This window comes from Nannocystis pusilla (genome assembly GCF_026626665.1).
Lineage (GTDB): Bacteria > Myxococcota_A > Polyangia > Nannocystales > Nannocystaceae > Nannocystis > Nannocystis pusilla.
In genome coordinates, this window is record NZ_JAPNKE010000002.1 from 3,358,204 (window position 1) to 3,381,211 (window position 23,008).

The 23,008-nt window shown below is 72.7% G+C and carries 23 protein-coding genes and 5 pseudogenes; 14 read left to right on the forward strand and 14 right to left on the reverse strand.

The window, feature by feature from the left end; all coding sequences use genetic code 11:
- Positions 1-11 precede the first annotated feature (11 nt).
- Genes OV079_RS14630 through OV079_RS14640 form a run of 3 tightly spaced genes read left to right on the forward strand, consistent with a single transcriptional unit; the run spans position 12 to position 999 of the window.
- Positions 12-416, forward strand: a complete 405-nt coding sequence (locus tag OV079_RS14630) for a hypothetical protein (RefSeq protein WP_267769135.1) — start codon at positions 12-14, stop codon at positions 414-416.
- The gene (locus tag OV079_RS14635; protein ID WP_267769138.1) at positions 413-757 is read left to right on the forward strand and encodes a hypothetical protein; all 345 of its coding nucleotides are present in this window, start codon (positions 413-415) and stop codon (positions 755-757) included. Before OV079_RS14630 ends, OV079_RS14635 begins: the two co-directional genes overlap by 4 nt.
- Complete coding sequence (locus OV079_RS14640; protein WP_420829520.1) at positions 715-999, forward strand: tetratricopeptide repeat protein; 285 nt, start codon at positions 715-717, stop codon at positions 997-999. Before OV079_RS14635 ends, OV079_RS14640 begins: the two co-directional genes overlap by 43 nt.
- Positions 1,000-1,319: 320 nt before the next feature.
- Here OV079_RS14640 and OV079_RS14645 read toward each other — a convergent pair whose 3' ends face one another.
- Positions 1,320-3,971 carry a protein kinase domain-containing protein gene (locus OV079_RS14645; RefSeq protein WP_267769141.1) on the reverse strand — a complete coding sequence of 884 codons (2,652 nt, stop codon included), beginning with the start codon at positions 3,969-3,971 and terminating at the stop codon, positions 1,320-1,322.
- A 9-nt stretch (positions 3,972-3,980) separates the two neighbouring features.
- Entirely contained in the window at positions 3,981-5,474 is a 1,494-nt protein-coding gene (locus tag OV079_RS14650; RefSeq protein ID WP_267769143.1) for a tetratricopeptide repeat protein, read from the reverse strand.
- A 266-nt stretch (positions 5,475-5,740) separates the two neighbouring features.
- On the opposite strand from OV079_RS14650, the gene OV079_RS14655 reads away from it, so the two are divergent.
- Positions 5,741-5,980 carry a hypothetical protein gene (locus OV079_RS14655; protein WP_267769145.1) on the forward strand — a complete coding sequence of 80 codons (240 nt, stop codon included), beginning with the start codon at positions 5,741-5,743 and terminating at the stop codon, positions 5,978-5,980.
- An 81-nt stretch (positions 5,981-6,061) separates the two neighbouring features.
- Positions 6,062-6,202, forward strand: a complete 141-nt coding sequence (locus OV079_RS14660; protein ID WP_267769147.1) for a hypothetical protein — start codon at positions 6,062-6,064, stop codon at positions 6,200-6,202.
- Positions 6,203-6,237: 35 nt separating this feature from the next.
- Here the strand turns inward: OV079_RS14660 and OV079_RS57895 are convergent.
- The 4 genes and pseudogenes from OV079_RS57895 to OV079_RS55880 all read right to left on the reverse strand — a co-directional run.
- Positions 6,238-6,723: pseudogene (locus OV079_RS57895) on the reverse strand (serine/threonine-protein kinase); the annotation flags it as partial.
- Between the two features lie 8 nt (positions 6,724-6,731).
- Positions 6,732-7,721, reverse strand: a complete 990-nt coding sequence (locus OV079_RS14665) for an ADYC domain-containing protein (RefSeq protein ID WP_267769148.1) — start codon at positions 7,719-7,721, stop codon at positions 6,732-6,734.
- 182 nt (positions 7,722-7,903) lie between these two features.
- Entirely contained in the window at positions 7,904-8,116 is a 213-nt protein-coding gene (locus tag OV079_RS55875) for an ABC transporter C-terminal domain-containing protein (protein WP_338089078.1), read from the reverse strand.
- Positions 8,117-8,586: 470 nt separating this feature from the next.
- Positions 8,587-9,954, reverse strand: a pseudogene (locus OV079_RS55880) (ABC-F family ATP-binding cassette domain-containing protein); the annotation flags it as partial.
- A gap of 68 nt (positions 9,955-10,022) precedes the next feature.
- On the opposite strand from OV079_RS55880, the gene OV079_RS14675 reads away from it, so the two are divergent.
- The gene (locus OV079_RS14675; RefSeq protein ID WP_267769150.1) at positions 10,023-10,514 is read left to right on the forward strand and encodes a hypothetical protein; all 492 of its coding nucleotides are present in this window, start codon (positions 10,023-10,025) and stop codon (positions 10,512-10,514) included.
- A gap of 521 nt (positions 10,515-11,035) precedes the next feature.
- On the opposite strand, the gene OV079_RS14680 is transcribed toward OV079_RS14675, so the two are convergent.
- The 3 genes and pseudogenes from OV079_RS14680 to OV079_RS53980 all read right to left on the reverse strand — a co-directional run.
- Positions 11,036-11,413 carry a hypothetical protein gene (locus tag OV079_RS14680; RefSeq protein ID WP_267769151.1) on the reverse strand — a complete coding sequence of 126 codons (378 nt, stop codon included), beginning with the start codon at positions 11,411-11,413 and terminating at the stop codon, positions 11,036-11,038.
- Between the two features lie 134 nt (positions 11,414-11,547).
- Positions 11,548-12,105: a rhodanese-like domain-containing protein gene (locus OV079_RS14685; protein ID WP_267769153.1), complete on the reverse strand. Its 558-nt coding sequence runs from the start codon at positions 12,103-12,105 to the stop codon at positions 11,548-11,550.
- A gap of 112 nt (positions 12,106-12,217) precedes the next feature.
- Positions 12,218-12,466, reverse strand: a pseudogene (locus OV079_RS53980) (glutaredoxin family protein); the annotation flags it as partial.
- A 108-nt stretch (positions 12,467-12,574) separates the two neighbouring features.
- On the opposite strand from OV079_RS53980, the gene OV079_RS14695 reads away from it, so the two are divergent.
- The 3 genes from OV079_RS14695 (at position 12,575) to OV079_RS14705 (ending at position 14,409) form a co-directional block, all read left to right on the forward strand.
- Positions 12,575-13,093: a hypothetical protein gene (locus tag OV079_RS14695; RefSeq protein WP_267769154.1), complete on the forward strand. Its 519-nt coding sequence runs from the start codon at positions 12,575-12,577 to the stop codon at positions 13,091-13,093.
- A gap of 109 nt (positions 13,094-13,202) precedes the next feature.
- Positions 13,203-13,598 (forward strand): Co2+/Mg2+ efflux protein ApaG, encoded by a 396-nt coding sequence (apaG, locus tag OV079_RS14700; RefSeq protein ID WP_267769156.1) that lies wholly within the window; start codon positions 13,203-13,205, stop codon positions 13,596-13,598.
- Between the two features lies 1 nt (position 13,599).
- Positions 13,600-14,409, forward strand: coding sequence for a hypothetical protein (locus OV079_RS14705; RefSeq protein WP_267769157.1), 810 nt, complete (start codon positions 13,600-13,602; stop codon positions 14,407-14,409).
- Between the two features lie 56 nt (positions 14,410-14,465).
- On the opposite strand, the gene OV079_RS14710 is transcribed toward OV079_RS14705, so the two are convergent.
- On the reverse strand, positions 14,466-15,020 hold the full coding sequence (locus tag OV079_RS14710) for a hypothetical protein (protein ID WP_267769158.1): 555 nt from the start codon (positions 15,018-15,020) through the stop codon (positions 14,466-14,468).
- Between the two features lie 526 nt (positions 15,021-15,546).
- The gene (locus tag OV079_RS14715; protein ID WP_267769160.1) at positions 15,547-16,011 is read right to left on the reverse strand and encodes a GNAT family N-acetyltransferase; all 465 of its coding nucleotides are present in this window, start codon (positions 16,009-16,011) and stop codon (positions 15,547-15,549) included.
- A 38-nt stretch (positions 16,012-16,049) separates the two neighbouring features.
- On the opposite strand from OV079_RS14715, the gene OV079_RS14720 reads away from it, so the two are divergent.
- A complete protein-coding gene (locus tag OV079_RS14720) occupies positions 16,050-16,760 on the forward strand; it encodes a PepSY-like domain-containing protein (RefSeq protein WP_267769163.1) in 711 nt (236 codons plus the stop codon).
- 200 nt (positions 16,761-16,960) lie between these two features.
- On the opposite strand, the gene OV079_RS14725 is transcribed toward OV079_RS14720, so the two are convergent.
- Positions 16,961-17,485: an RNA recognition motif domain-containing protein gene (locus OV079_RS14725; RefSeq protein WP_267769166.1), complete on the reverse strand. Its 525-nt coding sequence runs from the start codon at positions 17,483-17,485 to the stop codon at positions 16,961-16,963.
- A 607-nt stretch (positions 17,486-18,092) separates the two neighbouring features.
- On the opposite strand from OV079_RS14725, the pseudogene OV079_RS14730 reads away from it, so the two are divergent.
- From OV079_RS14730 to OV079_RS55885, 4 genes and pseudogenes are all read left to right on the forward strand, one after another.
- Positions 18,093-18,980: pseudogene (locus tag OV079_RS14730) on the forward strand (ATP-binding cassette domain-containing protein); the annotation flags it as partial.
- An 85-nt stretch (positions 18,981-19,065) separates the two neighbouring features.
- Positions 19,066-19,266 (forward strand): annotated as a pseudogene (locus OV079_RS14735) (ABC-F family ATP-binding cassette domain-containing protein); the annotation flags it as partial.
- A 9-nt stretch (positions 19,267-19,275) separates the two neighbouring features.
- Positions 19,276-19,830 (forward strand): ATP-binding cassette domain-containing protein, encoded by a 555-nt coding sequence (locus tag OV079_RS14740; protein ID WP_267778542.1) that lies wholly within the window; start codon positions 19,276-19,278, stop codon positions 19,828-19,830.
- A gap of 81 nt (positions 19,831-19,911) precedes the next feature.
- The gene (locus tag OV079_RS55885; protein WP_267769168.1) at positions 19,912-21,279 is read left to right on the forward strand and encodes an MYXO-CTERM sorting domain-containing protein; all 1,368 of its coding nucleotides are present in this window, start codon (positions 19,912-19,914) and stop codon (positions 21,277-21,279) included.
- A gap of 443 nt (positions 21,280-21,722) precedes the next feature.
- Here the strand turns inward: OV079_RS55885 and OV079_RS14750 are convergent, their stop codons facing one another.
- On the reverse strand, positions 21,723-22,010 hold the full coding sequence (locus tag OV079_RS14750) for a hypothetical protein (protein ID WP_267769170.1): 288 nt from the start codon (positions 22,008-22,010) through the stop codon (positions 21,723-21,725).
- A 54-nt stretch (positions 22,011-22,064) separates the two neighbouring features.
- On the reverse strand, positions 22,065-22,586 hold the full coding sequence (locus tag OV079_RS14755) for an ABC transporter substrate-binding protein (RefSeq protein WP_267769171.1): 522 nt from the start codon (positions 22,584-22,586) through the stop codon (positions 22,065-22,067).
- Between the last annotated feature and the right edge of the window lie 422 nt (positions 22,587-23,008).

Here is a 23,008-nt window from a genome sequence, read left to right on the forward strand (position 1 = left end):
CGGCCGACAGCGTGTTCTCGACGACCTTGCGCGGCGGCATCCCGCCGCTGTCCGTCGAGTCGCGCACGAGCCCGACCGCGCAGCCCGAGCCCGAGCGCCGGCCCGACTTCGGCGCCGCCTCGCTGACGCGTCCCGGCGAGTACGCGCCGCTCGGCGGCGATCTCGACCTCGACGTGTTGCCGGCGCTCTCGCCGGTGCAGGCCGCGCCGCTCCACTCGCTGCCGCCGCCCCCGCGGCCGATCGCCTCTGCGCCGATCCCTGCTCCGCCGAGCGAGCCGCCGCCGTCGTTCCAGGCCCGGCCCGCCGACGAGTTCATGCAGGCGTTCCTCGGCGCCGCCGAGCCGGTGAGCGACAGCGGCGGCGACGACGACCTGTTCGCCACGCCGGCCCCGCCCCCGCCCCGCCGTGGCCGTTGATCGGGGCGGTCGCCGCGGTGGTGGTCGCGCTCGCCCTCTACGCGATGCGCGACTCGCTGTTCGGCGAGGGCCCCGACGCCGGTCCGGACGCCGGCGCCACCACGGAGGCGCTGCCGGCCGAGGCCAAGGCCCCCGAGGCCAAGCCCGAGCCGCCGCCCGAGACCCGGCTCGTCGAGGCGCCCAAGCCCCGCCCCCGGCCCCTGCGCCCACCGACGCCGCGTTCACCGAGCGGCTCGCCAAGGCCAAGGACGCCTACAAGGACGGCAAGCTCAAGGTCGCCTCGGCCGCCCTCGGCGAGCTGTCGCAGCAGGCGCCCGACCACCCCGAGGTCCTGCTGCTGACGGCCCAGGTCCAGCTCGAGCAGGGCAAGATGTCCGAGTCGCGGACCACCGCCGACAAGTGCGTCGCCGTCGATCCCAACCTCGCCGACTGCTGGCTCACCCTCGGCGTGCTGCGCCAGGCCGGCAAGGACGACGCCGGCGCGGTGGTCGCCTACGAGACGTACCTGAAGCTGGCCCCGACCGGCCGCTACGCCCGCGACGCCAACTCCCAGCTGGCCCGCCTGCGCCGCGGCGCGGGCTGAGGCTGGCCGAAGGGGCATGTCCCGAGCGGCATGTCCGCCGGGGCATGTCGTTACGAGCATGTCTGTGAGGACATGCTTTCCCGGACATCTCCTGGCCGGCGTCCCATCCGCGCCGCGATGACGCGCCCTCACCCTTGTCCGGTGCCTCGGCGCCGCCGGCAACTGAACGCAACCCGCGAGCGCGCACCAGGCACGCTGCGCCCGCGCGACCGGCGAGCCCGCCCGCGGCGAGCCGCGCCTGCGACGCTCCGCTCCGAGCGCCATCACCGGCTCCCACGCGGCGCGCAGCACCTCGTGACCGCGTACGCGGCTCCCTGCCCTCAGTGCCGCTCGCAGGCGGCGAACAGCGCCTCGGTGTCGGTCCGCCGCAGGTCGCCCTCCGGCACCGCCGAGCGCCCGCTCGTCAGCAGCGCGCACACGCGGGCGTGCTCGGCCGCGCGGCTCGACAGCAGCGTCGCCAGCGACAGCGCGGCCTGCCCCCGCTCGAGCTCCGACCCGCGCTGGCTGACCCGCACCCGCTCGAACCACCGGATCGCCTCGTCCCGTTCCCCCAGCGCGGCCGACAGCTCGCCGGCCTGGAGCGCCGCGCGCGAGGCCTTGGCCGGGTCGCTCTCGAGCGAGGCCTCGTACAGGTCGGCGGCCCGGCCGTAGAAGTCGCGCGCCTCGGCGGTCCGACCGGCGGACGCGGCGATGTCGGCGAGGCCGACCAACGCGTCGCCGACGGGTTCACGCCGCAGGCCGTCGCGCTCGGCGATCGTCAGCGCCCGCGTGAGGTACGGCCGGGCCTCCGCGTGCATGCCGACGCGCACGTAGGCGACGCCGAGGCCGGCCAGCGGATCGAGCAAGAACTGGTGCTCCGCGCCGAGCGACGGCTCCATCAGGGCGATGGCCTCGCGGTAGCTCGGGATGGCCTCGGCGAACGCGCCCCGCCGCGTCGCCACGTCGCCGAAGCCGACCCGCGGGTGAGCGCCCAGCGGGTGGTCGGCGCCGAACACGGTGGCGAACAGCTCGAGGGCCCGCTCGAACTGCGCCCGCGCCTCGTCGAGCCGCCCGTGGTTGACGTACATGATCCCGAGGTTGTGATGGACGATCGCCGCCAGCGGGTCGGCCTCGCCGCGCACGCGCAGCGCCTCGATCGCCCGCTCGTAGTGGGCCCGCGCCAGGTCGACGCTGCCCTCGCGGTCGTCGTGCAGTGTGCCGATGTTGTTGTGCAGCAGCGCGACCAGCCGCGCGTCGCCGCGGGCGCGGGCCACCAGCGCCTCGGCGTACATCACCGACGCCAGCCCCTCGCTGCGCCGGCTCTCGTCGCTGCCGACGACGTACATGTGGATCACCGCCGCCTCGGCCGCGACCGCGTACTGATCGTTGGCGATGCCGAGCCGCACCGCCTCGGCCAGCGCCGCCTCGGCCTCCGCGCCCGGCGTGGCCGCCATCCGCAGCCGCCCGTCGCTGAGCGCCGCCTCGGCCGCGAGCGGCGCGTAGCCGAGCCGCGCCGCCTCCTTGCGCACCTCGGCCGCGATCTTCAACCCCTCCTCGTAGCGCCCGGTCTGCTCGAGCACGTCGGCGCGGGCCAGCTGGGCCCGCAGCGCCTCGATCTCGCGCACCACCGCGGGATCGTCGGGCAGGATCACCGCCAGCAGCGCGTTGGCGTCGGCGCACGCGGCCAGCCCCGGCAGCGCCGCGGTCGCCTGCACCGCGTTCTCGACCACCGACAGATCGGGCGCCATGAACACCTGCGTCAGCGCCGACAAGTGGGCCAGCCGCTGATCGAGGCAAGCGTTGCGCAGATCGGTCAAGCGATCGGTCTGCAACCCCGCCGCGTGCTCCTCGCACACCGCCCGTCGTTGATCGCGCCAGCCGTCGGCGTAGTCGTCGAGCCGCGCGATCACGCGGTCGCCGACGTCGCGCGCGAACCCCAGCCCGGTGCCCTTGAAGGCGCGACGCACCTCGACGCGCTGCGGCTCGCCCCACACCGCGTCGAGCCGCTCGCCCGCCGCCTCGCAGCGCGGCGAGTCGGTCGCGCGCACCGTCGCGGTCGCATAGCCGGCCACGCCGACGACCACGAGGGCCACGCTGACCGCGAGCACGCGCAGCGGCACGGCCCACGGGTCGTGCTCGAGCGCCGCCAGCATGTCGGCCATGCTCGGCCAGCGCGCCTCCGGCGACGGCGACAGCGCCCGCTCGAGGATGCGAAAGAACCGCCGCGGGACCTGCGAGTCCGACGGCGGCGGCGGCACCATCCCGATCTCGATCGCCTCCCGCAGCAGGATCGTGGTCGCCCCCGCGAACGGCCGCCGCCCGTACAGCGCCTCGTAGAGCGTCACCGCGAAGCTGAACTGGTCCGCCCGCGGCCCCGCCGATTCGCCGCGCCACTGCTCGGGCGGCATGTAGCGGGGCGTGCCGAGCACCGTGCTGTCGTCCTCGCCGGCGTCGGCCTGCGCCAACCCGAAGTCGACCACGCGCGCCAGGCCCGAGCCGTCGACCACCACGTTGTCGGGCTTGAAGTCGCGGTGCACCACCCCGGCGTCGTGCGCCGCCTGCAGGCCGCGACCGGCCTGGATCAGCACCGCCAGCCGCTGCCGCCACGGCCGCGGCTCGGCGCGCATCCAGCTCCGCAGCGTCGCGCCGCTGAGGAACTCCATCACCAGATAGACCTGGCCGCGGTAGTTGCCCACCTCGTACACGCGCACCACGTGCGGGTGCTCGACCTTGGCCAGCGCCTGCGCCTCGCGCAGCAGCGCCGCCTCGCGTCCGAGGCTCTCGCTGTCGGGCAGCACCAGCTTGATGGCCACCTTGCGGTCGAGGTCGTTGTCGTAGGCCGCGTACACCACGCCCATCCCGCCGACCCCGAGCTGCGACAGCACGCGATAGCGACCGATGCTCTGCGGGACCTCGACCGGCTCGGGCGAAGCGCGCGGCGAAGCGGGGGCCTTGTCCCCCGGGACCGTGTCTTCCACGTCGCCGGCGCTCACCTTCGGCGATCATACCCCGCCGCGCTCAACGGCCGGCGCAGGACTCGTGCGCCAGCTCGCTCGCTTGTGCGCGCAGCGGTTCGGCCTCGTCGAGCCCTGCGGCGGCCCCCTGTGCCAATCCGCAGACCCGTGCGCTCCCCGCCCCGCCGCGGCCCGCCAGCACCCCGGCGAGCTGAGCCGCGGCGCGCGCGCGAGCTGCCTCCCGGCCTGGCCCGGCTTCGCCAGCACGCGCTCGAACCACCGGCTCGCCGCCTCGCGCTCGCCCCGCTGCAGCGCCAGCTCGCCGGCCCGCAGCGCCGCTCGAGCCGCCTCCTCGTCCTCGGCGCCGAGCTCCTCGTAGACCGTCCACGCCCGCTCGTACAGCTGCTGAGCCTGCTCTGTCGCGCCCGCCGAGGCGGAGACGTCCGCCAGCCCCGCGAGCGCCGCCGCGAAGAATTTATCGCGGATGTCCGCCCGCTCCGCGATCTGCACCGCCCGCGCGTAGAACTTCGCCGCCTCCTCGCCGCGCCCCGCCCGCGCGTGCGCGTGCCCGAGGCCGACCAGCGGGTAGATCAAGTAGCGGTGCTCCGGCCCGTGCGCCCCCTCGAGGAGGGCCAGCGCGCGCAAGTAGCTCGGCATCGCCTCGACGTGACGCCCGCGTTCCAGGTCGACGTCGCCGAGGCCGATCAGCGGGTGCGCCACCAGCGGGTGACCGTCGCCGACGATCGCCACGAAGCGATCGCGTGCGCGCAAAAATTGATCGCGCGCCGGCTCGAGGCGGCCGCGGTCGAGGAACATCTGCCCGAGGTTGTGCTGCACGATCGCCTCGAGCGGATCGGGCTCGGCCAGCCCGCGCAGCCCGGCGATCGCCGCCTCGTAGCTGGCGCGCGCCGCGTCGACGTCGCCGAGCAGGTCGTGCATCGCCCCCGCGTTGTTGTGAAGCAGCGGGCCCAGGAGCCCCGCGCCGCGGGCCCGCTCGACCAGCGCCTCGGCGAACGGCACCGAAGCGAGCCCCTCCTGCGGACGCGCCAGCTCGTTGCCGAGCACGAAGATCCGCATGATCGCCGCCTCGGCCGCCGTCGCGTGCAGGTCGTGGGCGATGCCCAGCTTGAGCGCCTGGCGCAGCGCCGCCTCGGCCTCCACCGCGCGCGCCGACGCCATCAACAGCCGGCCCTCGCTCAGCGCCGCCTGGGCCTCGAGCGGCGGGTAGCCGAGGCTCGCGGCCTCCGTGCGCAGCCGCTTCGCCAGCCCCAGCCCTTCCTCGTACTGCCCCGTGCGCTCGAGGATGTCGACGCGGCCCAGCTCGCGCCCCACCACCTCCACGCGCTCGGCCACCGCCGGATCGTCGGGCGGCACCTTCGCCACCAGGTCGCTCGAGTCGGCGCACGCGCCCAGGCTCGGCAGCGACGCCGCCGCCTGCACCGCGTTCTCGACCACCGCCCCGTCGGCGGCGATGAACACGTCGACCAGCGTCGCCAGGTGGGCCTTGCGCCGCTCGAGGCAGGCGACCCGCAGATCGATCAAGCGATCGGTCTGGACCCCGGCCGCGTGATCCTGGCAGGCCGCCTGGCGCGCGCCGAGCCAGGCCTTGCATAGGCATCGACGCGCCCCTCCACGCGCCGCGCGGTGTCGGTCGCGAACGGCAGGTGGGTCGCTCGAACGCGCGGGTCACCGCCGTCGCGCGCGCCGGGTCCCACACCCCCGCCAGCTTGTCGGCGTCGAACTGACAGCGCTGTCCGCCCTCGACCCGCGACACCGCCACCGCGTAGCTCGCCAGCGACGCCGCGCCGATGAGGCCCGCCATCACCGCCACGCGCACGCGCGCCTTCCACGGGTCGTGCTCGAGCGCCGCGATCATCGCCGCCAGGCTCGGCCAGCGGTCGCCCGGCTCGAGCGCCAGCCCGCGCTGGATCACCTTGAACAGGCGGCGCGGCACCGGCGACTCGAGCGGCGGCGCCGGGATGATGCCGTCCTGGACCTGCAGGCGGATCGCCGCCCACGAGTCGCCGATGAACGGGCGCGCCCCGTAGAGCGCCTCGTACAGCGTGATGCTGAAGCTGAACTGATCCGACGTGGGCCCCGCGGGGCGCCCGAAGTGCTGCTCGGGCGACATGTACGCCGGCGTCCCGAGCACGTTGCCCATCTGCGTCAGGCGGACCGACCAGTGCAGCAGGTTCGAGCGGTCGAGCGGCTCGGTCCCCGGCGCCGTCGCGTGCGACGGCTCGCCCATCGCCGTCACCGCCACCTCGTGATCGATCGCCGACCGTTCCGCCAGCTCGTCGGGGCTGCCCTCCGCCTGCACCAGCCCGAAGTCGAGGACGCGCGCGCGGCCGGCCGCGTCGACCAGCACGTTGTCGGGCTTGAAGTCGCGATGGACGAGCCCCGCCGCGTGCGCCGCCGCCAGGCCGCGGCCGGCGTCGCACAGCGTGCGCAGGATCAGCTGCCACGGCCGCGGCGCGCTGCGGAGCCACTCCGAGAGCGTCTCGCCCTCGACGTACTCCATCGCCATGTAGATGCCGCCGTCGTGCTCGCCGACCTGGTAGACCTGCACCACGTGCGGGTTCGACAGGCGGGCCATCGCCTGCGCCTCGCGGCTCATCCGCTCGCGCACCGCCGGGTTGTCGAGCAGCTGCTTGCGGACCAGCTTGAGCGCCACCTTGCGCTCGAGCTTGCGATCGTAGCCGACGAACACCACGCCCATGGCCCCTTCGCCGAGCTTGCGCTCCACGAGGAAGGGGCCGATGGACGCGGGATCTGGGCTCGCCTCGCTCATCCGGCCATCTACGGACCTACCACGATCTTGCCGCTCTGGATAAGACCGCCCGAGGCGAAGTCGCCGCCGCACGCCGGGAGGCTGCAGCCGATCTGTTGCGCTCCGAGTCGCATGTTGGCGCTGTTCAGGCACACCGCGCCGTCGGGGCCCCACTCGGCCTCGACCACGAATTGGCGGTCCGGATCGATGGTCTGGACGCCGACCTGATCGAGCACGTGGACCAGCGTCCCCGTCGACGTGTGCGACACGCCGTCGCCGCAATAATCGGCGCGGACCAGGCGCGTACAAGCCTGGTGGAGCTGGCGCAGATCGGGATCCCACGGCTTATAGCCCCACTCGACGCACTTCGCCAGCGCCGCGTCGCGGCAGGCGAACGTCAGCCCGTCGCCAGTCGCGGTCAGGCGATCGCCGGTGGACGCGTCCCACACATCTGCCAGCAGGATCGCCTGCGTCGGCTCGCCGGCGTTGTCGACGCAAAGCGGCTGCCACTCCTTCTCGTCGACCTTGAGCGAGAGGTCGTAGAGCAGCACGTCCGAGCCGGGCGACAGCGGCTCGACGTCGAGGACCTTGACCGTCTTCTTCCGCGACGTCCCGTCCTCCAACAGGTCGAACTTGATCTTCGCCGAGTCGATCTGGGTCCCCGCGAACGTCTCCTTGGTCGTCGTCTTGACGTGCAGGTTGCTCCCTTCCAGCCAGCTCGACTCGACGGTGTAGGTCTCCTTGCGCAGCTTGATCTTCTCGATCTCGATGTAATCGAGCGATCCGTCGGGTCCGTTCAGCCGCGTCCCGTTCAGCCGCGTCCCGTTCAGCCGCGTCCCGTTCAGCCGCGTCCCGTTCAGCCGCGTCCCGTTCATCTGCGTCTCGCGCACGCTCAGCGCCTCGTCGTCGCAGGCGCACTCGCCCGCCTGCGGCACGTCGCAGCCCGCGCTCAGCATGCTCGCCGCCACACCGGTCAGCCACGTCAATCGTTTCGACATCGCGCCCTCCAGAATCGGCATCACGGCACTATAGCAGCGTGCTCGGCGTTACGCCGCGAACGCGGCGTGCGAGGGCATGTGCGACGTTATCGTGATCCGCCGCTCAAGCGGCGACAGCACCCGCGCTGAATTCCTCGCAGAACGAAGTAGGCAAATCTGGAGCCTGACAATGCGAGTCAGAGCGACCCTGAAGGGGTATTCGCTCACGCCTCGCCCGCGACCTCGGCTTCCATTCCTTCGAGTTCGGCCTGCGCGACCTCCCAGCGAGCGGTGAGCTCCTCAAGCGCAGTCGCGTCGCGGCGATAGCCGTCGAGCAATTCGTTGCGGCGGTCGTTGTCGGCGTAGGTCGCCGGATCTGCGAGCAGAGCGCTGCGACGGCGCTGCTCGGCCTCCAGCGCCGCGATCTCCCCTTCCATCGCCGCGACGCGCTTGCGGAGGGGTCCGAGCACGCGGTTACGTTCGCTTCGGCGCTCGGCCTCGCGCCGGCGGGCGTCGCGACCCGGCCTGGGCGGTTCGGACCTGTCCGCCGGGACCTTGTCGTTGCGACCTGGCGCTTCGGACCTGCCCTTTGAACATGTTCCGGAGGACGGCTCGGACCCGCGGTCCGGCCCGGCGCCGCCGGCGGCTCGCCCTCGCGGCGGCGGCGGCTCGAGTCCATGTACTCGTCGAGCGTGCCCGGGTAGGTCTCGACCTTGCCGCCCTCGACGTCCCAGATCCGGGTCGCCAGCGCGCGCACGAAGCTGCGGTTGTGGCTGACGAACAGCAGCGTGCCGTCGTAGGTCTTGAGCGCCTCGGCCAGGCTCTCGCTCGACTCGAGGTCGAGGTGGTTGGTCGGCTCGTCCATCAGCAGCAGGTTGCCCGGCTTGAGCAGCAGCTTGGCCAGGGCCACGCGGGCCCGCTCGCCGCCCGACAGCACGCGGATCGGCTTCTCCACGTCGTCGCCGCTGAACAGGAACGCGCCGAGGATCGTGCGCACGCGCGTCTGCCCGGCGCTGGGGTCGACGGCCGCGACCTCCTCGAACACCGTGCGCTCGCTGCGGAGCGCGTCGGCGTGGTGCTGCGCGTAGTAGCCGACCTTGATCTTGTTGCCGAACGTGATGCTGCCGCCGTCGGCCTGCAGCTCGCCGGCGATGGTGCGCAGCAGCGTGGTCTTGCCGGCCCCGTTGACGCCGATGATGCCGATCTTCTCGCCGCGGCGGACGCTGAGGTCGACCTTGTCGAGCACCACGCGCGCGCCGTAGGCCTTGCGCAACCCGTCGACGCGCAGGCTCTCGTTGCCGGTGCGCTCGCACGGCGGGAAGTCGAACCCCATCACCTGGCGGCGCTCGAACAGGCGGACCTCGTCCATCTTCTCGAGCATCTTGATCCGGCTCTGCACCGCCGCCGCCTTGGTGGCCTGGGCCCGGAAGCGCTCGATGAACTGCTCGGTCTTCTCGCGCTCGCGGGCCAGGTTCTTGGCCTTGTTCTCGAGCACCACCTCTTCCTCGGCGCGCTGGCGCTTGTAGCCCTCGTAGTCGCCGCTGAACTGGCGGATCCCCTCCGGTTCGAAGCTGACCACGCGATCGATCTGCTCGTTGAGGAACTCGCGGTCGTGCGACACCAGCACGAACGCCCGCCGGTAGCGCTTGAGGTAGGCCGCGAACCACGCCACCGACGGCAGGTCGAGGTGGTTGGTCGGCTCGTCGAGCAGCAGCAGGTCGGGCTGCTGGAACAGCAGCGACGCCAGCACCGCCCGCATCTTCCACCCGCCGCTGAACTCGTCGAGGTCGCGCCCCGCGTCCTCCGGCTGGAAGCCGAGGCCGGCGAGGATCCGCAGCGCCTCGTGCTCGGTGTACTGCGTGTCGAAGTCGGCGGTCCGCGTGTGCGCGTCGGCCAGCCGCTCGGCCGCGGTCATCATCGTATCCTCGTCGCCGCTCTGCTCCGCCGTCGCCATCTCGCGCTCGGCCTCGGCCAGCGCACGCTCGAGCTCGGCACGCCCGGGCACGCTGCCGACCACGAAGCTCGTCAGCGTCTGCCCGCCGCCGAGCTTGAGGTCCTGCGACAGGTAGCCGACCCGCACCGCGCGCGCGAAGCGGATCGTGCCGCGGTCGGTGCCCTGCTCGTTGGCCAGCATGCGCAGCAGCGTCGACTTGCCGGACCCGTTGGGGCCGATGAGGCCGATCCGGTCCTCGCGCCCGATCCGCAGGTTCAGAGCCTCGACGATGGTCTTCTTGCCGAAGCCCAGCGACACGTTCTCGAACACGACGATGCTCACGGCCGCGGGTTATCGCCGAACTCCAGGGGCGTGCACACGGGCGCTGTGCGCGTACACTCACGACCGCGATGACGACCCTCGATCCCGACACCCTCGAGCGGCTCAGGCGCCAGGTCCCGCTGCGGCTCGACCGGCGCGGTCAGTTCTTCTTCGAGGACGACCCCGTCACCCACCCCGGCGTGCGCGCGCTGTTCCTCCGCGGCCTCGACGTCACGCCCGCCGGCGAGCCCAGCCTGCGGGTCGGCGAGCAGTGGTGCTACCTCCAGGTCGAGGACTGCCTGCTGCGCGCCCTCCGGGTCACCCGCGCCGGCGACGGCGCGCCGCAGCTCCACCTCGACGACGGCCGCGACCTCCCGCTCGACCCCGACACCCTGTGGGAGGAGCCCGGCCAGGGCCTGCGCTGCAGCGTCCCCGCCGAGCCCAGCGGCCGCCCCCTCAGCGTCCGCTTCACCAACACCGCCCTCGCCGACCTCGCCCCCTGGCTCGACGACGGCGACCCCGTCGCCCTGCGCCTGGGCGACCGGCGCCTGCCGGTCCCGACGCGCCCGCCTGCGGCCTGACGCGAGCGCCTCGCGGCACCTTCCGCGTCCTGCGCGGTCCCGCGACCTGCCTCATCGGACAGGCTCCCGACCCCGCCGCCTCGTCCTCGCGTCCTGCGCGGCACCGCGACCTGCCTCATCAGACAGGCTCTCGACCTCGCCGCCTCACCCTCGCGTCCTGCGCGGCCCCGCGACCTGTCTCATCAGACAGGCTCTCGACCTCGCCGCCTCCCCCTCGCGCCCGGCGCGGCACCGCGACCTGTCTCATAAGACAGACTCTCGACCCCACCGCCTCTCGCGTCCCGCGCGGCGCCGTAACCTGTCTCATCAGACAGGCCATCGACCTGCGTACGACACGCCGCTCGGACACCCGTCTCATCGGACAGGCTCTCGACCTTGCCGCCGCGCGCGCTCGCAACCTGTCTCATCAGACGGGCTCTCGACCCGCGCCCATCGAGCACCTGCGACGACGCCGCCGCCGTCACCGAGATCGCCGCTGACCGTTCCGACCTGCCCGCTCGAGCCTGCCCCGAAGGCCCTGCTCAATCGGACATGTTCGCGCCGCCGGGCGACTCCCCCGGCTCCTCGTTGATCTTCTTGCTCGCCTCTTCGTAGGCCTCGGCCTCCTCCTGCGCCTTCTTCTGCGACGCCAGGATGAAGTCGGGCTCGCCGAGGATCTTCTGCTTGGCCTTGAACTGGTAGGCGTAGAACATCTCGACGTTGTCGTAGATGGCCCCGCACATCTGGTCCCGCGCCTCGCCGACCAGCGGCTCCTTGGTGGCGGGGTCGACCAGGCGGGTGGCCAGCCAGGCGTCGACGGCCGCGCAGTAGTCGGCGTCGCCGCCGGCGCACACCCCCTGGCTCAGGCGCTCGCACGGGCTGGCGCACCCGCCGAGGCCGACCGCGAGCAGGAGCGACATGGCCCCGAGGACAGGGCGCGACAACAATCGAACGGCAGAAGAAGCGAAGGACATGGCGCGGATGCCGAGGACGCTAGTTTACCGATCCGGGCCGGTCAAGCGCAACGCTGGCGGGCCCGGACGCGCGCGACGGGTCAGTAGCGCGGCACCGCGGAGTCGACCTCGCGCGACCAGGCGTCGATCCCGCCGCGGAGGTTGTAGACCTCGCGGAAGCCCTGGCTGACGAAGAACTCCGCGGCCGCCTGCGAGCGCACCCCGTGGTGGCAGTGGAACGCCAGCGGCGTCCCGCGATCGAGCTCCAGGATCTCCGCGCGCACCGCCTCGTCGACCAGGCGCGCCCCGGCGATCGCCGCGATGGCCTGCTCCTGCGGCGTGCGCACGTCGAACAGCCGCACCGCGCCCTGCGCGAGCTTGCCCTGCAGTTCGCGCGCGGTGATGGGGCGCACCTGCGCCGGCGCGTTGGGGTTCTCGATGGCGAAGCCGGCCTCCCCGTCGCGCTCGACGAAGTCGAGGCGCAGGCCCTCGGCCCGGGCGGCGCTCATGCGATCGAACAGCAGCGTGATGCCCTCCACGGTGACCTCGAGGTCGCCGGGCTCGCGGCCCTCGACGGCCAGGTCGTGCTCGAAGCGCGGGCTGATGCGCACGCGGATGGCCTCGCCCGGGCCCGCCTCGGCGGTGACCTCGCGGAACACCCCGGCCGCGCGCGCTCACCTGCACCTGCGGCGGCTTCACCTCCGGCGTCCCGAGCAGCGTCGCCAGCTCGCCCGACGCGTGCATCTCGCGGACGATGTCGGCGCCGCCGACGAACTCGCCGCGCACGTAGAGCTGCGGGATCGTCGGCCACGCCGAGAACTCCTTGATCCCCTCGCGCAGCTCCGCGTCGGCCAGCACGTCGACGCTGGTCCATCCCGGCACCAGCGAGTCCAGCACCTCGACCACGCCGGCCGAGAAGCCGCACGCCGGTCGGAACCGCGTGCCCTTCATGAACAGCACCACCGAATCGGCGGTGATGAGCCCCTGGATCCTGTCTCGCAGCGCCTCTGTCAGCGGCATCCCGGCAGTGTACTACCGCCCGCCGAACTCGCCTCGCGCCCGCGCGCGTGCGGCTTCTCAGGCGCCTTCCCCCCGGCCAGGGCTTGCACCTGCTATCGTGGCGGACGCATGTCGCGTCGTGCGTCGCTCCTCGCCCTGGTCGTCGCTCCCTGCATCAGCACCGCCTGCAACAGCGACGACCTGCTCGGCGGGCTCGACCAGCCCGACAGCACCAGCACCAGCACCGGCACCACGACCACCACCGGTGAACCGCCGACCACCGGCGAGCTCACGACCACGACGACCACCACCGGCGGCGACACCACCACCGGCGGCAGCAGCACCACCCTCGCGCCGGAGCCGCCGCCGACCTGCGGCGAGCTGCTCGACTGCGTCCTCCCGTGCGCTCTCGGCCTCGACCTCGAGTGCGCCCAGATGTGCGCCGACGGCCTGTCGCCCGAAGAGGCCGGCAAGGCCTTCGAGCTGGCCCTCTGCGTCGGCATGTCGTGCTTCGAGAGCGAGGCTTGCAGCGCCGACACCTTGATGGACCCGGTGTGTCTGGCGTGCATCGGCTTCCTCCTCATGGACGACAATCCCGCCGGCTGCGAGGCCGAGGCCGAGGCCTGCGCCGCGCCGACCGGCGAATGAGAATTCTTGCGCCGCCGCGCCGAAGCGGCGCCGCGGCGGGTCACCACGCCGAAACGCGCGAGTCCGGGCCCGCTTGTCGGCGGGCGTGCGCGCGGCGTATAGATGCCGCGTGTCGACCTCCGAGGCGATCACCAACGGCGTGCGCGTGCGCGTCGCGTCGCAGTACCTCCCCGAACACTCGCACGCCGGCCAGAGCGAGCGGCAGTGGTTCTTCGCCTATACCGTGAAGATCTCCAACGAGGGCATCGACACGGTGCAGCTCGTCAGCCGTCACTGGGTCATCACCGACGCCAACGGCCGCACCGAGGAGGTCCGCGGCGCCGGCGTCGTCGGGGCCCAGCCGGTCCTCGCGCCCGGCGAGTCGTTCGAGTACACCTCGGGCTGCCCGCTCAAGACCGCCTACGGCACCATGCGCGGCACCTACCAGATGGTCACCGACGACGGCCAGCAGTTCGACGCCGAGATCGCCCCGTTCGCCCTCAACATCCCGTATGCAGTGAACTGAAATGACACGCGCGACGCTGCTCCTCACCTCGCTCGCCCTCTTCGCTTGCAGCACCGGCGACGAGCCGGGCGACAGCGGCAGCAACAGCGGCGTCACCACGGCCACCGCGGGCACCGATCCGTCGACCACCGCCGACTCGACCACGACGACCGGCACCTCGACCGGTGCGACGCCGACCACCAGCGACGGCACCACGACCGGCGACTCGACCTCGACCTCGACGACGACCACCGGCAGCACCACCGACGAGCCCACCGGCACGACCGGCCCGATCTGCGACCCCGGGCAGGCCAACTGCGTGTGCGACGGTGACGCCTGCGCCGACGACCTCGAGTGCGTCGACGGCATCTGCGTGCCCGCCGTCGCCTGCGACGGCGACCTCGGCGAGCCCGACGACACCGAGGCGAACGCCCAGGACCTGGGCGAGATCACCGACGACGACGACATCACCGTCATGGCCGAGGGCGTGCTCAGCGGCGCCGGCGACGTCGACTGGTACACCTACCACGCCCTCGACACCTTCGGCCACGTCGCCGAGCCGACCGTCAAGGTCACCTCGTCCGCGACCGTGCGCGTGTGTCAGTTCATCGAGTGCGACCAGGGCGGCGCCGTCGGCACCGAGATCACCTGCCCCGAGGGCACGCAGACCGCCCTGTCCGGCGCCCTGCGCCCCGGCTGCTGCGGCGGCGCGACCTTCACCGTGTCCGACTTCAACTGCTCCGGCAGCTCCGACGACCTCCAGGTCTACGTCCGCATCGACAAGCCGACCCAGGACGAGTGCGTCGAGTACAGCCTCGTCTCGCACAACTGAGCGTCCTCCGGGCGCGTCGCGCCTGGCCTCCCGGATAGCCTGTCTCGAGGGCCAGCTTACTGCGGCGCCCCGTCCGGCACCTGGGGCGACACGGTGATCGGCCGCCCGCGCAGCACCGCGACGAACGCGATCAGCAGCGCGACTGTCCCGTAGGACAGCCCGAGCACCACCCCCGCGTCGACGATCCCGCGCCACGGTTGGTCCAGGCCGCGGACCAGGGTGACGAGCGCGGTCACTCCGATCACCAGGCCCCACGACAGGATGAGCCGCTTGCGGTTGGCGTGGAACAGCCCCATGCAGAACAGCGGCGCGAGCGCCACGTGCAGCGGTCGCGGGTAGCGGGCCAGGTAGAACGCCCGCGCCACCGAGCGCGGCACGAACGCCTTCTGGAAGCCCTTGTAGCCCTCGGCGTACAGGTTGAACAGCGACCAGCCGATGTACAGCGCCCACTGCAGCGGCGTCATCCCGGTCGTCAGCGGCTCGATCGCCAGCGGCGTCAGGCGGGCGAGCGCGCTCGCCAGCAGCGCGACCACCCCGAGCATGCCCCACCCCGCGATCAGCACGGCGGCGGGCGTACGGGGCGGGAACAGGCGGACCATCGCGCTCGTCATGGGCGCGCGAATGTACCCCGGCGCCGCCGCCTGACGACCCGTGCGACCGGAGCGCGCGCCGCCGCAGCCGCGGTTCGTTCGCGCGCGCTTTCACACGAGCCGCTCCGGACGCGCCCGTGGCGACGAGCCCATGCGAGCGCGACAGGCGAGGCCTCGCAGCCTCAGGCCCGCGGATGATCGACCTGTCTCTCGAGACATCCCGTTTCTCCCCCTCACCGGCGCCCTCGGACTCGACGAGCTCTCGGGGCAGCACTCGCGCGCGGCGGGTCGGAATTCATCTGTCTCCGGGGACAGCCCAATTCGCACCCGTCACCCGCCCCTCGGACCGGCCGCTCTCTCGGACACCACTCGCGCGCGAACGCGACGGCTCCGAATTCACCTGTCTCTCGGGACAACACATCCTGCCCCGGCCTCGACGCCCGCGATTCACCTGTCTCTCGGGTCAGCCGTCGTCCCGCGTCACCTTCGCCTCCGAAGCACCTGTCCTCCAGGACATCTCGCCCGCTCGCCCCGCCCCCGCCGGCCTTCACGTCAACCGCTTGCGCATCGCCACGCAGCGCTGCGGCGGCCGCGTGCCGGCGTCGCGGGGGTCGCGGCGCCAGCCGAGCCGCTCGTAGAAGCCGACCGCGTTGAGCGTGGCCGACAGGCGCAGCTCGGCGGCGCCGAACGCCCGCGCCACTCGCTCGACCCGCTGCATCAGCCGCAGGCCGAGCCCGCCGCCGGTCGCGTCCGGGCTGACGTACATCGCTCGCACCTCGCGGGTCGCCAGGCGGACGGCCGCGAACGCCACCACTCGCCCGGCGCGCTCGGCCACGTAGACCGTCGACGAGCGCAGCATGCGGTCGTACAGCCCCGGGCTCGGCGCGAGCCACTGCTCGATCGCCTGCGGCGAGTAGTGGCCGGCGCACAGCGCTCGCACCGAGGCAGCATGGACCGTGGCGATCGCGGCGAGGTCAGCAGGCCGCGCCAGCCGGATCGACGGCGCCCGCACCGCATGAGTGTACACTTGGAAGAGGAGTCATTCGCACCATGCATCACCACGGTATCCTGGCGCTCGGCGTCGCCGGCCTGCTCCTCGCCGCATGCGGCCCGGGGACCGCGAGCAAGGCCGAGCCCACCCCGGTTCCGAGCAAAGTCGCCGCGCCCCCGCCTGCCGAGGTCACCCCGGCTCCGCCGCCCGCGCCCGCGCCCGCGCCCACGGGCCCCGGCCAGCTCGACACCGAACTCGTACGCACCGCCGGCACGGCCCAGGGTGTCGAGAAGATCAAGGTCGAGCTCGAGAAGGACGGCTCGGTGCGCTACCTGTCCGTCTATCACCAGGACCCCGCCGCCGTGCCCGAGGCGGTGCGCAAGCAGCTCGAAGCCACCTACCCCGGCGCCAAGGTCCTGCGCTACGAGACCGAACACGTGGTCCCGCACGGCCGCCTGCACGAGGTCGAGGTCGAGACCGCCGACAAGCAGCAGTGCGAGCTCAGCGCGAGAGCCGACGGCGGCGTCGTCTACACCGAGTGCCACATCGACGCCAAGGCCCTCCCCGAGCCCGTGCGCGCCGCCTTCGCCAAGGCTCACCCCGGCGTTGCGATCAAGGAGGTCGAGAAGAAGACCCTCACCGGGGCCGGCGACGAGTACGAGATCGAGTTCGAGGCCGGCGGTCGCCTGCACGAGCTCTACTTCAAGCCCGACGGCACGGTGATCCGCCACGAGCTGGTGGTCCCCGCCGTCATCGAGGTCCCGGCCTAGCCGTTCGGACATGCCCCAATAGACAGCTCTCGCGCGCCCGGTCGCTCGCGCGCCCCCCGCACCGACGCAGGGGAGCTGTCCTTTGGACCAGCTCGATCTGCGACCGCCGCTCCCGGCCACGCGATGCCGGCGACCCAAGCGAGCGCGCCGCCGCGGGGTCTCCCCGGGGCGGCGCACTTGCTCAGTTGTCGACGCAGGACTCAGTCGTCGCCGTAGTCGTCGTCGCGCCGCCGGCCGCCACGACCGCCACGACCGCCGCCGCCGCCGCCGCCGCGACCACCGCCGCCGCCGCCGCGACCACCGCCGCCGCCGCCGCCGCCATAGCCGCCGCCGCCGCCGCCGCGACCACCGCCGCCGCCGCCGCCGCCGCCCCAGTCACGGCCGCCGCCGCCGCCGCCGCCACCGCGGGGACCGCCGCCACCGCCCTGGAAGCCGCCCGACGGGGCGCGCTCGACGAAGGGCCGCGAGGGCCGATCGCTGCGGGCGCGCTCGACCGCGGCGTCGCAGCGGATGGTCCGCCCGTCGAGCACCGCGCCGTTCATCGCCTCGAGCGCGGCACGACCGGCCGCCTCATCGGCGAACGTCACGAACCCGAAACCATGGCTGCGCATGGTCTCCTTGTCCTTGACGACGATCGCCTCGTCGACCTTACCGAAGGGTTCAAAGGCCGCGCGCAGGCTCTCGTCGCCCGTCGCCCACGCCAGTCCACCGACGAAAATTTTCACTTCTGTCTCTCTCCTATTCTCTCTTCACTGCACGCCACGTCGGCCGTGGCTCGCGGCGCCCTGAGCGGGACCGCGTCGTTGCGTCGACACTCCACAAGCGACACGCCGGACGCACACGCGCGACGCGACCGGAGCGAGGCCGGCTGCGACCCGGCGGGCTCCGTGAGTGCCGATTGAGGTCATGACCAGAGGCAGGATCCGCCCTCGGCCCGGGCCCTGTCAACCTCCGCGAACCCCTCCGGCGGCGATTTCACCTCACGCGGCTGGGGCCTGGACTTCACCTCACCCCCTGGAATTGGCGGCCCGGGCGGCCATGCCGCGCCGGCCTCCACGAGCCGGCGGATCGCCTCGCAGGCCGGCGCACGCCGAGGTGGGCGTGCCCTCCCCCACATTGCCGCGCCGGCGGCCCGGGCGGAGGTAGAGTCCGCCCCGTGCCGATCGCAAGCCTGCGCCAGGTCGAAAAGAGCTACGGCGTCCGTCGCGTCCTCGCCGGCGTCAACCTCACCCTGATGACCGGCGAGCGTGTCGGGCTGGTCGGCAACAACGGCTCGGGAAAACCACTCTGGCCCGGATCCTCGCCGGCCTGGACGTCCCCGACGCCGGTGAAGTGGTCCTCCGCCGCGACGCCGCGATCGCGTACCTCGAGCAGGAGCCGCGCCTCCCACCCGGCCTCACCGCCCTCGAAGCCGTCCTCAGCGGCCTCGGCCAGTGGTCTGCCGCCCGCGCCCGCTACGACGCGGCCACCGCGAGCCTCGAGCGGGCCGCGGGGGCGGCGGTCGACGCCCTGGTGGCCGAGCAGGCGGCCGCCGCCGCGGAGATCGAGCGCTGCGGAGGTTGGTCGCGGGCGGCGGAGGCCGAGTCCTACCTCGCGCGCCTCGGCGTCCGCGATCCCGCCGCGCCGACCGAGCGCCTCAGCGGCGGCGAGCGGCGCCGGGTCGCCCTCGCGGCCCTGCTGGCGCGCCGGCCCGACCTCGCGGTGCTCGACGAGCCGACCAACCACCTCGACGTCGCCGCGATCGAGTGGCTCGAGCGCCACCTCGCCGAGGACTACAGCGGCGCCGTCCTCCTCATCACCCACGACCGCTACATCCTCGACCGCGTGTGCACGCGGACCTTCGAGGTCGACCGCGGCGAGGTCTACGCCTACGACGGGGGCTTCGGCGCCTACCTCGAGGCCAAGGCCGAGCGCATGGCCCACGCCCAGCGCACCGAGGCCAACCGCCAGAACTTCCTCCGCCGCGAGCTCGAGTGGTTGCGGCGCCAGCCCAAGGCGCGGACCACCAAGCAGACCGCGCGGGTCAACCGCGCCGAGGCCGAGCTGGCCAAGTCGGGCCCGCAGCGCGAGCGTCGGGTCGAGCTGTCCCTCGAGGCAGCTCGCAGCGGCAAGACGATCCTCGAGCTGCGCGGCGTCACCCTCGAGCTCGGCCGCGTCCTCGTCCGCGACTTCACCCTCGCCCTCAATCAGGGCGAGCGGATCGGCGTCGTCGGCCCCAACGGCAGCGGCAAGACCACCCTGCTGCGCTCGATCGTCGGCCAGCTCCCCGACCGCCGGCGAGATCGTCCGCGGCAAGCACACCGCGATCGCCTACCTCGACCAGAACCGCTCCGGCCTCGACGACGACCGCAGCGTCTACGACAACATCGCCGAGCGGCGCCGCGGCCTCGAGCTCGGCGGCGGTCACCCGCTCGACATCGCCCGCTACCTCGAGCGGTTCCTCTTCGACCCCAGCGCCTACGCCCAGAAGGTCGGCTCGCTGTCGGGCGGCGAGCGGGCCCGCGTCGCCCTCGCGGTGCTGTTGTCGGGCGCCTCCAACCTCGTCCTCCTCGACGAGCCCACCAACGACCTCGACGTCGCCACCCTCGGCGCGGTCGAGGAGATGCTGCTCGACTTCGCCGGCGCCGCGATCATCGTCACCCACGATCGCTGGTTCCTCGATCGCGTCGCCACCTCGATCCTCGCCTTCGAGGGCGACGGCAGGGTCGTGCGCCACCACGGCAACTACAGCGACTACCTCGAGCGCCTGGCCGAGACCGAAGCGGCTCCCGAACCACAGCCCGCCGCACGAGCCGCGCCTGCGGCCGCCAAGACCGCTGCGCCCGCCGCGAAGCGCGGCCTCAACTACTCCGAGAAGCGCGAGCTCGAGGGGATCCTCGGCAAGATCGAGGCCGCCGAGGGCGAGGTCCAGGAGCTCGAGGCCAAGCTGGGCGACCCCACTGTCTACAGCGCCGGCAAGGACCAGGTCGCGGACCTGGTGCGCAAGCTCGACGCGGCCCGTCAGCGCGCCGCCGCCCTCGTCACGCGCTGGGAGGAGCTCGAGCAGCGGAGCGCGGGCGCCGGGGCCTGACGTCGCGGCGCGGCCGGCGTCCCGCGCGTCCGCGGACTTTATCCGCTTGGGTGTCCGCGCAACTGCTTCTATCCTGCCCTCGTGCCCCGCCTCGCTCTGGTCGCGCCGTTCGCCCTCCTCCTCGCCTCGGGCCCCCTCCTCGTCGACACCGCGCAGGCCGGCCCGGTCCAGTTCGTCGAGCAGCGCAAGAACTTCATGGTGTTCGACGACGACGGCACCGTCGAGCACGCCAACTGGTTCTCGCGCACCGGCTTCTACAACGGTTATGGCCCGCTCGAAGAGGGCTTCCTCGCCGCGCACCCGGACGACGCCCAGTTCATCGTCGTCTACTCGACCTTCGACCTGGTCGACGGCGTCGGCGCCTTCTATCAGTCGCTCGCCAACGACGTCGCCGGCATCGGCTACTCGCACGCCGCCGACTTCGACCCGGTGATCCCGGCCGAGTTCTTCGACGACACCCCGAACAGCCAGTTCATCGGCATGCTGCACATGAACAACTGGCGGAAGTTCATCAAGACCGGCACCGAAGAGATCGACGACTGGTGGATCTCGCTGGTGTTCGGCCAGGAGCTCGGCCACGCCTGGCTGGCCTTCCCGCACGTCGCCGGCGGCGGCAACACCGAGCTGCTCCTCGGCCGCTCCCAGGCCCACTGGAACTTCTACATGCACACGAACGGCTCGCCGGTCGAGGGCCACCGCTGGACCGACAACGGCGACGGCACCTTCACCGCCGACAAGCTCGACCAGTTCGAGTTCAGCGACCTCGACCTCTACCTCATGGGCCTCATGGATCCCTCCGAGGTGAAGCCGTGGTTCGTCATCGAGGACCCGCACGACTGCATCGACTCTGCGCTGCCCGACCAGGCCTGCCCCGAACCCAACTCGTTCCTCTTCAAGGCCGAGAACTTCACCGTCAGCGGCACGCGGCGCGACGTCACCATCGACGAGGTGATCCAGGCCGAGGGCGAGCGCGTCCCCGCCTACCCCGACGCCCCCAACGAGTTCGGCATCTCCTTCGTCCTCCTCAAGCGCCCGGACGAGGTCCTGTGCGAGGAGGAGTACGCGGTCATCGACGAGATCGTCGACCGCTCGATCAACATGTGGGTCGGCCAGACCCGCGGCCGCGCCAACATCATCAACCGCACCTTCAGCGCCGACCCGGTCCGCCCCGGCGTGTTCTGCGAGGCCGGCACCAGCACCGGCAGCGACGACACCGGCGCCGACCCGACCGGCAGCGACGACACCGGCCCGACCGAACCGACCACCACCGCCACCACCGACCCGACCACCTCGAGCAGCAGCAGCGGCGGCCGCGATGAGGGCAGCGACGGCGACACCGGCGGCAGCAACACGGACAGCGGCTGCGGCTGCCGCTCCCACGAGCCGGCCCCCGCCCTCGCCCTCCTGCTCGCCCTCGCCGCGGTGCGCCGCCGCCGCGAGCGCACCTGACCTCAAAGCCAGCTCACGCCATCGGCGGACCTGGCTTGAAAGCCAGCTCACGCTCGCCGCCGCCGCCCGCCGCCCCACCGGCCGGCAGTCGTCGACGACACCCCTTCCTCACGCGCACCGACCCGAGCGGACCGTGGAGGACGTGAAGAGGCGCCTGTTCGGCGGCCAACCCTGGCCGTCGAACAGGCGCCGAGCAACGTGTCCCGAAGGACATCCTCCACCGAGACCGATCGTGTCGGCCCTCACGGCCGCAGCCGTGCGTGGGATCGGCGGACCGACCGAGGCCGGCGTCCCACCGCGAGGTCCAGTCGGCAATACGTGACGGCCAGCGCTCCGATCTTCGCTGGCCCCCGTCGATTGACCCCGAGCCTCACATGACCCGAAGGCCATGTCCCAAACTTTTCACCCGCAGCGCCCCAACGGCGCCTCACATGACCTGAAGGTCAGATCGCCATCAGCACCGGCACCGGGTGCATGTGGAACGCGCCCGGCACCGGGCACGCCCCCACCCGCGCCGCGCGGCGGGCCGTGAAGTGCATGATGGTGGCGCGCAGCTCGTCGCTGGTCGGCTTGAGCAGCGTCGCCACGTACTGGTAGCCGATATCCTCGAAGTCGTCCTCCGGCTCTGCGTGGCACAGATAGCCGCGGCGATCGAGCCAGAGCGTGCGATGGCCGTGGTACTGCGCGAGTTCATCGACGAGACGGGCGACCTGCGGTTCGAGCGACACCATGGGTGCAGCCTTTACACACCTCGATCGCCGCCGCAAAAAATCGGCGCTCCGCGATCACAGGCTGGCGATCGCGCGCGCCATGATGCGTGCCGCCTCGAGCATGTGCGGTCCCGGTCGACCCGAGTAGCGCTCGTCGAGCTTCACCACGCGGCCGGCGCGGGCCGCTCGCAGCGCCTCGAGCCCGGGCCGGTGGATCAAGTTGTCGGGGTCGAGCTTGTCGATCGCCACCCCGCACCACGACACGAAGCAGATGTCCGGGTCGGCCGCGACCAGCTCGGCCGGCGTGATCTCGAGGCTCGCGCCGGGCCGGTCGGCGAACACGTTGACCCCCCCGGCCAGGTCGATGAGGTTGTTGCTGAAGCACGCGGCCCCGGGGGTGAACATCGGCCGCGGCCACCACTCGAGGTAGACCCTCGCCGGTCGCGGCGGCCGACGCTGGCGCAGCGCGGCCGCCTCGGCCTCCATCGCCGCCACCACTTCTTCGGCCCGGCCCGGCACCTCGAGGTCCGCCCCGGCCAGCCGCACCTCGGCGATCACGTCGGCGATCGATCGCGGCGCCAGCACCCGCTGCGGCACCCCGCGCGCGCAGCCCGGTGACGATCCGCTCCATCCCCGGCACCGAGAGCGAGCTGAACACAAGGTCAGGTCGCAGCTCGGCCACGCGATCGAGATCCGGCCCGAGGTCCGGCCCGAGGCGCTCGCACCTGGCCGTCTCCGGCAACGAGTCCGACGAGTCCTCGCACGCGATCACGCGGTCGAAGCAGCCCAGGCTGGCCACCAGCTCGGCGTTCGACGGCGCCAGCGTGATGACCTTTCGGACAGCCTGCGAGGCGCTCGACCCGAGGTCGGACAACGTGAATCGTTCCGAGCAGATGGCCTGCCCCTCCTCGTCGATCGCACGAAGCTCGCGAGAGCCGCGCGCGGCGAGCCAGGCGCGGGCCGCGTGGAGCAGGTCGGGGTCCTCCTCGACCGCGGTCCGGGGCAGCAATTGCCGACCG

Excerpts from the sequence above, each read along its gene's own strand:
- OV079_RS14655 (WP_267769145.1), top strand. The coding sequence starts at position 5,741 with ATGAGGCCCGCCATCACCGCCACGCGCACGCGCGCCTTCCACGGGTCG.
- OV079_RS14660 (WP_267769147.1), top strand. The coding sequence starts at position 6,062 with ATGTACGCCGGCGTCCCGAGCACGTTGCCCATCTGCGTCAGGCGGACC.
- OV079_RS14665 (WP_267769148.1), bottom strand. The coding sequence starts at position 7,721 with ATGCCGATTCTGGAGGGCGCGATGTCGAAACGATTGACGTGGCTGACC.
- OV079_RS55875 (WP_338089078.1), bottom strand. The coding sequence starts at position 8,116 with ATGGAAGGGGAGATCGCGGCGCTGGAGGCCGAGCAGCGCCGTCGCAGC.
- OV079_RS14675 (WP_267769150.1), top strand. The coding sequence starts at position 10,023 with ATGACGACCCTCGATCCCGACACCCTCGAGCGGCTCAGGCGCCAGGTC.
- OV079_RS14680 (WP_267769151.1), bottom strand. The coding sequence starts at position 11,413 with ATGTCGCTCCTGCTCGCGGTCGGCCTCGGCGGGTGCGCCAGCCCGTGC.
- OV079_RS14695 (WP_267769154.1), top strand. The coding sequence starts at position 12,575 with ATGTCGCGTCGTGCGTCGCTCCTCGCCCTGGTCGTCGCTCCCTGCATC.
- OV079_RS14705 (WP_267769157.1), top strand. The coding sequence starts at position 13,600 with ATGACACGCGCGACGCTGCTCCTCACCTCGCTCGCCCTCTTCGCTTGC.
- OV079_RS14710 (WP_267769158.1), bottom strand. The coding sequence starts at position 15,020 with ATGACGAGCGCGATGGTCCGCCTGTTCCCGCCCCGTACGCCCGCCGCC.
- OV079_RS14720 (WP_267769163.1), top strand. The coding sequence starts at position 16,050 with ATGCATCACCACGGTATCCTGGCGCTCGGCGTCGCCGGCCTGCTCCTC.
- OV079_RS14750 (WP_267769170.1), bottom strand. The coding sequence starts at position 22,010 with ATGGTGTCGCTCGAACCGCAGGTCGCCCGTCTCGTCGATGAACTCGCG.